The organism is Pseudoalteromonas sp. P1-11, from assembly GCF_001399995.1.
Classification (GTDB): Bacteria; Pseudomonadota; Gammaproteobacteria; order Enterobacterales; family Alteromonadaceae; genus Pseudoalteromonas; species Pseudoalteromonas atlantica.
Genome location: NZ_LJSP01000010.1, coordinates 76,179 through 86,615 on the forward strand (window position 1 = coordinate 76,179; position 10,437 = coordinate 86,615).

The window sequence follows — 10,437 nt, forward strand, 5'->3', positions numbered from 1 at the left end:
AATAAAAAATGGGCTTACGATTATGCTAAAAAAGTGGTTACCAAATTGGCTCAGCGGCTTAATTGTAGGCTGCGTGATTTTTTCAAATGTAATCATTTTTGGCACCTTAGTATTAATGCTAGGGTTAATAAAGCTTGTCCTGCCTTTTTCTATAATTAACACCATACTGCATAGCGTGTACCGAGGCTGGTGTAATGGCAATCGGTTTGGCTTGTGGCTGGGCTGCGCCAACATAAAAGTAAACATAAACGGCGATGTAAATTCAAAAAGTTGGTACTTACTAATTTGTAACCACATGAGCTGGTTAGATATTGTGGTGCTTAGCTCAATTAATGTATTACCAGCACCAAAGTTTTTTTTAAAAGACGAATTAAAGTATGTGCCATTTATTGGCTCTGGCGCATGGGCTATGGGCATGCCTTTTATGAAGCGCGTAACTAAAGCGCAGCTTGCTAAAAACCCCAAGCTTAAAGGGCTAGATATTGAGCGTACCAAGCAAAGCTGTAGTAATTTTAGGAACAATCCCACCACCATAATTAATTTTGTTGAAGGCACCCGCTACACGCACGCAAAGCATGCAAGCCAGCAAAGCCCGTTTAAACATTTACTCAAGCCCAAAGCGGGCGGGATTGCCTTTGCACTTGAGGTACTTGGCGAGCAATTTGACGCCATGCTAAATACCAGTGTGGTGTACAGCGGCAGCACAAGCCATGTTTGTCGTAATATTTTAAAGGGCGAGCTTGATTCAATTTATGTTTCTATTGACGTAGTTGCTATAAACCAGCAAATGTTAGGTAGTTACCAACACGACAAAGCATTTAGAAGCCACTTTCAAAAGTACGTTAATGAGCTATGGGTTGCTAAAGACGCGCAACTTGCCAGCATTTATGCCCAACACGATTTACCTGAGCCACCCATTTGTAAGGAAATAGAAACACTATGACCAATACCCACCTGCAGGAGCTAATCGCTCCTTGGTTTGAAAAAGTACCCGACGCAGATTTTTTAAGTGCAATTACTGCAGCCTCTATTGGTGTTTTTTCGTTGTTAGTGGTGTATTTATTTACACGCCGATTAATGCTGCCAGGCATTCAAAAAGTGGTGACTAAGTTATCTCCAGAGCGCATAGGGTTACTTTCTCCGTTGCTCACAAAACTTAATAAGCGCATAGCCGGTATGCTATGTAGCGTGCTTTTTTTAGCAACCTTCGACAGCGTTTACCCTGTTAATGAGCTTAGTGCCGAAATACTAAAAACCATTGGCCAAGGTATATTAATTATTCATGTAGGCTTTATTTTTAGCAGCATTGTAAGCATTGCCGGCGCTATTTATAACCAGCTAGATTTTGCCCGCGAAGTGCCAATTCAGGGCTTATTACAAGTTGTTAAGCTGATCACCTTTATTGTGTGTGCAATTTTAATAGTCAGCATTGTGCTTGAAAAATCGCCTACCTATATTTTGTCGGGTTTTGGTGCGATAGCCGCTGTTACTTTATTGGTTTTTAAAGACACTATTTTAGGCTTTGTAGCCAGTATTCAAATTGCGGCAAACCGATTAGTTACTTACGGCGATTGGATTCAAGTAGAAAACTACGGCGCCGACGGTGAAGTAATAGACTTAGGGCTAAACACCGTAAAAGTGCGTAACTGGGATAACACCATTACGACTATTCCTACTTATATGCTGGTAGCAGGGTCGTTCAAAAACTGGCGAGGAATGCAAGAGTCTGGCGGCCGACGTATTAAGCGCTCGCTTAATATTGATATGCACAGTATATGCTTAGTAAGTGACGAATTTAGAAAACAAATAGATGCAGCTATACCACTGCATGAATATATACGTGTTGCCTCGTTGCCTGATCCGGTCTCTAACTTAGGCTTGTTTCGCCGCTACGCCGAGGGCTATTTAAAGCAGCATAACAGAATAAATACCTCATTGACGCTTATGGTGCGTGAGCTACAACCCATGAACCACGGCTTACCGATTGAGTTTTATTGCTTTAGTGAAGACAAACGCTGGATATCTTACGAGCATTTACAAGCCGAAATTATGGATCACTTATTGGCAGTGTTGCCAGTATTTGGTCTTAGAGCGTATCAAAGTGTTAGCGGGCAATTAAGCCCGCCAAATGCACAGCAAACCGATAAGCCGACCTTTAAAGTAATGGCAAATAGTGCTGAACAAGGCCCACACTAATAAATAAAGCTAATAGCCACCAAATAGGTGGCTTTTTCATTCTTAGCCATGCAAAAGCAGCAATAACCAATGCAACCTGCCATAGGTTGTGAACGGCTGATGTCCAAATAGGTGAGTACAAAGCCGCCGCTAAAAAGCCAACTACGGCAGCGTTAAGCGCCGCAATAGAGCTTGCAAAGCGAGGTTTACTTGCCAGGTTTAACCAGCTTCTTTGAAACGCCAGCATTAATAAAAAACCCGGTGTAAAAATAAGTAGGGTTGCAGCTATGGCCCCTATTAAGGGTTGCTCTGAAGTGAGTTGCGCGCCTAAGTAAGTAGCTATTGTAAACATGGGGCCAGGGATAGCTTGAGCACTGGCATACGCACTTAAAAATTGATCGTTACTTAGCGCTGGTACGCCAGCTTGCAATACAGGCAATACCACATGCCCGCCTCCAAATACCATAGCGCCCGCTTGGTAAAAAGGAGCAAACAAAGCAAGGTCATCACCTAAAGGTATAAAGCTAATAGCGAGTAGTAATACAAATAAGCCTAAAGGGAGCCACCTAAACGCGCTTTTGGTATCTGCTTTAGGCTCAGTCTGGGTGTTGAGCTGTAACAGAGGCCAAATTGCGCCTATAGCAGCGGCACTCACTAAAATAGCTATTTGCGTGCCAAGTAAAGGAAATAATAATAAAGCCAAGGTACTCATTACTGCGATAAGCTTGAGCGCAGCGCTGGTACAAAAACTTTTTGCCATAGTGAGTGTTGCATCGGCCACAATAACAACCGCAAACAGTTTTAAGCCCGCAATAATAGCAAAGTAAACAGCATCAAACTGATGCGCGCTTACCGCTAATAACAACATGATTAAAAAAGACGGTAAGGTAAAAGCGATAAATGCGGTAATGCCACCAATAACCCCCGCCCGCTCCACACCAATTGCAAAGCCCACTTGGCTTGAACCAGGCCCGGGCAGCGCTTGGCTTAAACTAATAAGCTGCGCGTAGCGGGTATCGCTTAACCAGTTTAATGTGTCTACAAAGTGGCGTTTAAAATAGCCTAAATGGGCAGCAGGGCCACCAAAACTCATGCAGCCAAGTAAAAAAAACTGTCTAAAAATAGCGACTAACATTGAGCTCATATCCTTTTTTAAAGTTCATTAAATTGTCACAAAGGAGTATGACACTTTTATTAAATGCATACATTAATTCGTAATCTACAAATAATACCAATCCACTTAATTAAGTGGATTGGTATAAAGCGAACTGCTTTTAACATGCTCTTCATAGTTTGTTCATACATGTATTTGCATACTCGCTTTATAATTCTTAATGAATAGGACATCACATGACGTTAACTAAATCACTTTTAAGCGTAACCGTAGTAGCTGTATTGCTAAGTGGTTGCGAAATGAACAACACAGGCAAGGGCGCCGCAATTGGTGCAGCCGCAGGTGGCGTATTAGGTAAAGCAACGGGTAATCATAAAGATAAGCGTATCTTTATTGGTGCTGCTATTGGCGCACTAGCGGGTGCTGCTGTAGGTGATTACATGGATAAGCAAGAAGAAGCGTTTCGTGATGAGCTAGCAGGCTCAGGGGTTGAAGTTGTACGTGAGGGCGATAACTTACGTTTAGTTATGCCATCTAACATTACTTTTGCGACAGACCAATCTTATATTTCATCAGGTTTTAACGATACCCTAAATGCCATCGCTAAAGTAATGAACAAATACGAAAAAACCTACCTAAGCGTGGAAGGCCACACAGATAGCACAGGTAAAGACAGCTACAATATGAACCTGTCGCGCGAGCGTGCGCAAAGCGTTAAAAATTACTTAGTAAACCAGCAAATTATGGCTGCACGTATTAGCACTACAGGCTACGGCGAAACCCGCCCAATAGCCACTAACGATAGCGCTAATGGCCGAGCTCAAAACCGCCGTGTAGAAATTCAAATAGTGCCAAACACAGAAGGTTAGTTTTTGTTGAACTGCAATTCACAAAGACGCTGATACAAAGGGGAGCTTGCTAGCAATTGCTGGTGGCTCCCTGTTGCTTTTATTTCCCCATTTTCCATTACTACAATCACATCGGCATGTTTAACCGTTGCCAGCCTATGGGCAATAATTAACGTTGTTCTATTTTGCATTAAATGCTCAAGCGCGGCTTGTACGTGGTGCTCACTTTGCGCATCGAGTGCACTGGTGGCTTCATCTAAAAGCAGTATTTCTGGGTCTTTTAAAATAGCGCGTGCCAATACAATACGCTGCTTTTGCCCACCCGATAGCCTTACGCCTTGCTCACCTAAAAAGCTGTTATAACCTTGCGGTAATTGCTGAATAAATTCATCGGCATGAGCATGTTTGGCGGCCGCATATACTTGCTCGTCAGTGGCGTTTGGGTTGCCGTAACGAATGTTATGCATTACATCTGAGCTAAATAAAATAGGGTTTTGTGCCACCATGCCCATTTTGTCCCTCAGGGTGGTAAGCGATATGTCTTTAATATTTACATCATGAAACTTAATTGCGCCGAGAGCAGGGTCGTAAAAGCGCTGTAGTAATTCAAATAACGTCGTTTTACCTGCGCCAGAGGGGCCTACAATAGCCACTGTTTTACCTTGCTCTATTGTTAAACTTATTTTGTTAAGTGCGCTTACATCGGGGCGAGATGGGTAGTTAAAGCTAATATTTTCAAGTGCAATGGCGGGGCTGTCAGTCTTTATTAATAGCTTTTCGTCTTGTGGAGTGACAGGGTTTTCTATTTCACTTTTAACGGCCAGTAATTCAAGTAGGCGCGCTGCCGCCCCTGCAGCTCGTTGTAGCTCGCCGTAAACCTCGGCTACGGTAGCCACCGACATGGCCACCATAATGGCGTAAAACACAAATGCACCTAGCTCGCCACCTGTCATGGTGCCTGCCAGTACATCACTACCGCCTACCCAGAGCATTACGCTAATCGCACTAAAGGTTAAAAATATTACCGCAGCAATTAAAAAAGAGCGCTGTTTAATACGGCTTTTGGCAACGTTAAAGGCTTTTTCGGTTTCAAGTGCAAAGGCGTGTTGCTCACGCTGTTCGTGGCTATAGCTTTGTACTACTTTAATATTTTGAATGATCTCGCCGGCATAGGTGCTTATATCGGCTATTGCATCTTGGCTAGAACTTGCAAGTTTGCGAACCTTTTTGCCAAATACCAGCATCGGCACTAATACCAGCGGCACACACGCAACCACTACGAGCGTAAGCTTTAAGTTAGTCACTAATAGCATTACCAAGCCACCCACTAACATTAATGCACTGCGCAGCGCCATAGAAAAGGAAGAGCCAATAATCGATTGCAGCAAGGTGGTGTCGGTTGTTAAACGCGACATAAGCTCGCCACTGCGGTTTTCTTCAAAGTAACTTGGGTGCAAGGTAACAATGCGATTAAACACCGCTTTGCGAATATCGTTACTAACTCGTTCGCCAATCCACGACATTAAATAAAAGCGGCTAAAGGTGCCCACGGCCAATAAACTAATTAAACCAATAAGCACTAATACAGCTTGTTGTAGCTGCGCTTGGGAGCCAGCAATAAAGCCATGATCTATGACAAACTTAACCCCTTGGCCCAATGATAAGTTAACACCAGCGGTGACTAAAAGGGCGCCAAGTGCGGCCACTACCATCCATTTATACGGTTTAATAAACGCAAAAATAGGTAATAAACTACTAAAGGCGGCTTTTTCGGGCTTAGGGCTTGTTTTTGACATAGTGGATTCTTTTTAAAGGTTAAGGTATAGATATGGCACTAAGATAATAAAAATCAATACTTTTAAACATTAGCATCAATAAGGAAACGTTATGACTACTGCAACCGTAAGTGGAGAATTTAATGTAAATCTGGCCCCAATAGAAGGCTACGCAAGCGGCCAAAACGGCGTTAATTTAGGGCGTATGTCGATAGATAAAACATTTAAAGGCAGCTTAAATGCCACCAGCCAAGGCGAAATGTTAAGCGCCATGACTCCTACACAAGGCAGTGCCGGTTATGTTGCCATAGAGCAAGTAATAGGCGAGCTTGAAGGTAAGCAAGGCAGCTTTGTATTACAGCATTTTGGTACTATGGATAAAGGCCAAGACAGCCTAATTTTAAATGTAATTCCCGATTCAGGCACTCATGAGCTAGAAGGGTTAACGGGCAGTATGAAAATACGTATTGAGCAAGGGATTCACTACTACGATTTTGAATACACCTTATAATACCAATCCGCAATATTACTTAATCATTTTGCGGGCCTAAACGTGTCGCTACCTGCGTTAAGAACAACTAAATAGCGAATTTTTTGCCTAGCTATCAACACGTTTTTCCGTCCTCAAAAAAGATCACTTAAATAAGCGAATAGGTATAAGCTACACAAGGATTAAAATGCAAAAAGTAATCGAATTTAGAAAGACCCGTTTTTTGGGTGGCGTAGATATAGCCGCATTGAATGACCGCATACAGGAATTAAATCAAGATGGCTGGAAAGTAATAAACGCAGTGCCATTGACAGGTTTTTATGGCCAAGTGCACGGTTATACATTACTTATTGAAATTGACGAGCTTTAAATGACATTTACAGTATGGTTAAGCCTAGCGGCTATTTGTATGATGGGGGCAATGTCGCCAGGACCAAGTTTAGCGGTGGTTTTAAAGCACTCACTTAACGGCAGTATGAAAAACGGAATGCTTGCTGCGCTCAGCCATGGTACCGGTGTGGGGTTATACGCAGGTGCATCGTTATTAGGGCTAGGCGCTTTAATGATGCAGTTTCCGACTGTTTATCAAATACTGGTGTATTTAGGCGCAGCCTATTTGGCATATTTAGGTATAAAAATATTGCTAGCAAAACCGAGCAATAACGAACTAGAAGTACAAAAAAGTGAAGTAAGTGCTGGCCAAGCTTTACAAGATGGTTTTGCTATTGCCTTTTTGAACCCCAAGCTCGCTATTTTCTTTTTAGCCTTGTTCTCGCAGTTTATTGACCCTCAGCTACTTACTTTAAGCGTGGGTATAATTATGTGTTTAACCGTGTTTGTAATTGATACCGGCTGGTATTTGCTGGTGGCGTTGCTGACAGAGGTTTCAAAAAATCGCTTTGGCTTTACCAAGCAAAGTCCGTGGCTTGATAAAATACTGGGAGTCGTATTTATTGCCCTTGCGATACGAGTGGTGCTAAGCCTTTAAATCGCGTTCCCGATGCAGGGGCGCGAGCCTACATGCCCCTGCAGCCTAACCCTCATGCCCTGCATACGTATTCATCACATTAATTTTACCTTTTAGTTACAATTTATTGGTTGTGTTTTAAACAACACAGCAACACCTGACAACAATAACTCAAAGGTTCACACACATGGACAAGTTTAAACTAAGTGCACTTATGCTGGCTTTATTTGCCGCTAATAGTGCATTGGCTGCAAACGAAGACTCAACAAATCAATCACCCAGCACACAAGCTGAAGATTTAGAAATTATTGAAGTGCGAGGCTTTAGCCGCAGTTTAATTCAATCTTTAAATCAAAAGCGTTTTAGCGATACGGTGTCAGAACAAATTTCTGCCGATGATTTAGGGGCACTGCCTGATATTTCAATGGCCGATGCACTTACACGATTACCTGGTATTTCAGCGGTGCGAACGGGTGGGCAAGCGGCGCAAATTAATATACGCGGGCTGTCGGGCGGGTTTGTATTTTCAACACTTAATGGCCGCGAGCAAGTATCTACAAGTGGCAGCCGCAGTATTGAGTTTGACCAATATCCGTCAGAATTAATTAGCTCTGCGGCGGTATACAAATCGCCAAAGGCATCGCTTATTGAAGGTGGCGTGGCCGGTACGGTAGAGCTTGAAACCGCCAGTCCACTTAATAATGATCAAACGCATAAATTTGTAGCTAATGTGCGCGGTATGTATAACGACCGCGCCTCAGAGGTATCGGATGCCACTGAATTTGGCGATCGAATTAGTTTTTCGTATCAAGGCAAATACCTAGACGACACATTAGGCGTAGCGCTGGGCTATGCGCGTTTGTTTCAGCCAAGTGTAGCAACGCAGTTTATTGGCCTTGCGTACAACGACACAAAAGACGTTGATGGCGCAGCTAACGACACCAATGGCCCTTTAGCTAACCCAGAAAACGAATACATTAGCGAAGGTTTTGAGCTACAGCATTTAGGCGGCGAAGAAACCCGTAATGGTTACTTAGCAGCTATAGAGTGGGCGCCGGTAGATAATTTTAAATTAAAAGGTGATGCGTTTTTATCGCGCTTTGATAAAGAGTCATTTGCTCGCGGTCTGAGGGTTAAATTAGGCGGGCCAACAGCTGCATATGCTAACGCTCAGCTTGATGGTAATGCCGTAATAGGCGCAGCGGTTAACCGCACTTCGCAAAGTTATACCCGCGTTGAAATAGTGAACGACGACAACCAAGACTTTGACGAAGTAGACAGCTTTGGCGTGAATGCTGATTGGCAGGTAACCGATAGACTAAACGTAAATGCCGATGTGTCGCTTTCTCGCGCAAAAAGCAATTTTAGAAATGGCTTACTGTGGAGCTTAGTAGCAGAAGATGCCAATGCAGAAACGCCAGTATTTGATAACAACGTAGCAATTAACTATCAATTAAACGGCTTAAATTTACCTGACGTTGGGTTTAATCAGGCAGCCGCCTTTAGTGATATAGACCGTGTAATGGTCAGCAAATACGGTATTTACCCAGATCAAACAGAAGATGAAGTAACGGCATTTAGGCTCGACTTTAAATACGAGCTAGAAAGCGACATATTTAGCTCAGTAGAGTTTGGTGCGCGCTACTCAGATAGAGAATACAGCCGTAAACGCTCGGTATTTGAGTACGGTAACGACGGGGCGTTTTCAGCAACGCAACCCCCTTTGCGTTTAACCGACGATATGGCGTCAGTGGTTGACTGGCAGGGCGAGTTTAGTTACTTCCCGTCGTATTTAGCCATTGATTTAGACAAAGCACTTAACGCATGGTTTCCAGATGGTACGCCAGAGCCTGTTCAAACATGGGGCAACGCCGATGGCGTAGACGACGCGCAAGGTTACACAACTAACTATTCGTGGTCAGTGCTGCAAAGCGGCTCGGTGTTTGAAGATGTGCTAGCTGCGTACGTTATGGTAAACATTAACACGCAAATTGCCGGGCTCGACTTATCGGGTAATGTGGGTGTGCGCCGCGTTGAAACCGACCAATCGGCAACCGTACTAGAAAACGTAGCAGGCGATGCGCGCTTAGGTGCACAAAATATTGTTGATGAGAACGGCATTGTAAATAATTTATACGCACCTAATGTATTAGGCACTAAATACACCGACTACTTACCATCATTAAATTTAAACCTGCAACTTAACGACAATTCACTTGTACGCTTTGCTGCGGCTAAAGTAATGTCGCGTGCGCCAATTAACCGCTTAGCGGGCGATGCCAGCGCAAACGTAAGTGATGATGGTGTTATTAACGGTTCAAGTAATAACAACCCATTTTTAAAACCCTTCTATGCTGACCAGTACGACTTATCTTACGAATATTATTTTGAAGAAGGTAACGGCACTGTCGCTGCGGCGTTATTTTATAAAAATATAGACTCGTTTGTTGAAATCTTATCAATCGAAAACTTCGACTTTAAAGGCAATGGCTTTAATGTCCCTGACTTTATAGAAGACCCTGTCAGTAGCGAGCAAGTTGCCACAACTAACGGTATTTACACCACGGCAGTTAATAACGGTGAAGGTGGCTACATTAGAGGGCTAGAGCTTGCGTATACGCAAGTGTTTACCTTTTTACCTTCGCCATTTAATGGCTTAGGCGCTAACGCAAGTTACTCATACACCGAAAGTGAAATTGAATCGATTACCAGTTTAGGGGGCGATACATTAGCGCAATCTTTACCTGGGCTCTCTAATAACGTGCTTAATGCCACGGTGTTTTACTCAATGGATGATTTTGAAACCCGCCTTAATGTGCGTTACCGCGATGAATTTGTATCGGAGCAGGTTGCCATTAACGAGCAAGTAGTTAATTTTGATGCCGAAACCGTAGTCGACTTTCAAACCTCTTATCGCTTTAGCGACTCGCTAACAATGCTTTTGCAAGTTAATAACTTAACCGATGAACCAACCCAAAGTTACTTTGGCTCAGAGCAACGAACAGGGACGACTCAGTACTTTGGTCGTCAGTTCTACCTTGGTTTTACATACAGTCATTAATTAGCAA

The 10,437-nt window shown here is 43.2% G+C and carries 9 protein-coding genes; 7 read left to right on the forward strand and 2 right to left on the reverse strand.

Translation table 11 applies throughout. The features are described from left to right. Nucleotides 1-22 precede the first annotated feature (22 nt). Together AN390_RS15440 and AN390_RS15445 are read left to right on the forward strand one after the other, a co-directional pair. The gene (locus AN390_RS15440; protein WP_055255292.1) at nt 23-943 is read left to right on the forward strand and encodes an acetyltransferase; all 921 of its coding nucleotides are present in this window, start codon (nt 23-25) and stop codon (nt 941-943) included. Next, nucleotides 940-2,196: a mechanosensitive ion channel family protein gene (locus AN390_RS15445; RefSeq protein WP_029773670.1), complete on the forward strand. Its 1,257-nt coding sequence runs from the start codon at nt 940-942 to the stop codon at nt 2,194-2,196. The genes AN390_RS15440 and AN390_RS15445 overlap by 4 nt, the downstream gene beginning before the upstream one ends. Here the strand turns inward: AN390_RS15445 and chrA are convergent. Beyond that, nucleotides 2,156-3,310, reverse strand: coding sequence for a chromate efflux transporter (chrA, locus tag AN390_RS15450; RefSeq protein ID WP_055255293.1), 1,155 nt, complete (start codon nt 3,308-3,310; stop codon nt 2,156-2,158). The genes AN390_RS15445 and chrA overlap by 41 nt on opposite strands. Before the next feature lie 215 nt (nt 3,311-3,525). On the opposite strand from chrA, the gene AN390_RS15455 reads away from it, so the two are divergent. Next, nucleotides 3,526-4,158, forward strand: coding sequence for an OmpA family protein (locus tag AN390_RS15455; protein WP_004587548.1), 633 nt, complete (start codon nt 3,526-3,528; stop codon nt 4,156-4,158). On the opposite strand, the gene AN390_RS15460 is transcribed toward AN390_RS15455, so the two are convergent. Then, nucleotides 4,155-5,933 (reverse strand): ABC transporter transmembrane domain-containing protein, encoded by a 1,779-nt coding sequence (locus AN390_RS15460; protein WP_055255294.1) that lies wholly within the window; start codon nt 5,931-5,933, stop codon nt 4,155-4,157. The genes AN390_RS15455 and AN390_RS15460 overlap by 4 nt on opposite strands. A gap of 91 nt (nt 5,934-6,024) precedes the next feature. Between AN390_RS15460 and AN390_RS15465 the strand changes: the two genes are divergently transcribed. From AN390_RS15465 to AN390_RS15480, 4 genes are all read left to right on the forward strand, one after another. Further along, nucleotides 6,025-6,423 (forward strand): DUF3224 domain-containing protein, encoded by a 399-nt coding sequence (locus AN390_RS15465; RefSeq protein WP_029773150.1) that lies wholly within the window; start codon nt 6,025-6,027, stop codon nt 6,421-6,423. A gap of 166 nt (nt 6,424-6,589) precedes the next feature. Next, complete coding sequence (locus AN390_RS15470) at nt 6,590-6,772, forward strand: hypothetical protein (protein ID WP_008168146.1); 183 nt, start codon at nt 6,590-6,592, stop codon at nt 6,770-6,772. Next, nucleotides 6,773-7,390 (forward strand): LysE family translocator, encoded by a 618-nt coding sequence (locus tag AN390_RS15475; RefSeq protein WP_055255295.1) that lies wholly within the window; start codon nt 6,773-6,775, stop codon nt 7,388-7,390. A 166-nt stretch (nt 7,391-7,556) separates the two neighbouring features. Beyond that, nucleotides 7,557-10,430 carry a TonB-dependent receptor gene (locus AN390_RS15480; protein WP_055255296.1) on the forward strand — a complete coding sequence of 958 codons (2,874 nt, stop codon included), beginning with the start codon at nt 7,557-7,559 and terminating at the stop codon, nt 10,428-10,430. The last annotated feature ends 7 nt before the right edge of the window (nt 10,431-10,437 follow it).

What these genes read in the sequence shown, in the direction of transcription:
- AN390_RS15440 (WP_055255292.1), top strand. Translation starts at nt 23, where the DNA reads ATGCTAAAAAAGTGGTTACCAAATTGGCTCAGCGGCTTAATTGTAGGC.
- AN390_RS15445 (WP_029773670.1), top strand. Translation starts at nt 940, where the DNA reads ATGACCAATACCCACCTGCAGGAGCTAATCGCTCCTTGGTTTGAAAAA.
- chrA (WP_055255293.1), bottom strand. Translation starts at nt 3,310, where the DNA reads ATGTTAGTCGCTATTTTTAGACAGTTTTTTTTACTTGGCTGCATGAGT.
- AN390_RS15455 (WP_004587548.1), top strand. Translation starts at nt 3,526, where the DNA reads ATGACGTTAACTAAATCACTTTTAAGCGTAACCGTAGTAGCTGTATTG.
- AN390_RS15460 (WP_055255294.1), bottom strand. Translation starts at nt 5,933, where the DNA reads ATGTCAAAAACAAGCCCTAAGCCCGAAAAAGCCGCCTTTAGTAGTTTA.
- AN390_RS15465 (WP_029773150.1), top strand. Translation starts at nt 6,025, where the DNA reads ATGACTACTGCAACCGTAAGTGGAGAATTTAATGTAAATCTGGCCCCA.
- AN390_RS15470 (WP_008168146.1), top strand. Translation starts at nt 6,590, where the DNA reads ATGCAAAAAGTAATCGAATTTAGAAAGACCCGTTTTTTGGGTGGCGTA.
- AN390_RS15475 (WP_055255295.1), top strand. Translation starts at nt 6,773, where the DNA reads ATGACATTTACAGTATGGTTAAGCCTAGCGGCTATTTGTATGATGGGG.
- AN390_RS15480 (WP_055255296.1), top strand. Translation starts at nt 7,557, where the DNA reads ATGGACAAGTTTAAACTAAGTGCACTTATGCTGGCTTTATTTGCCGCT.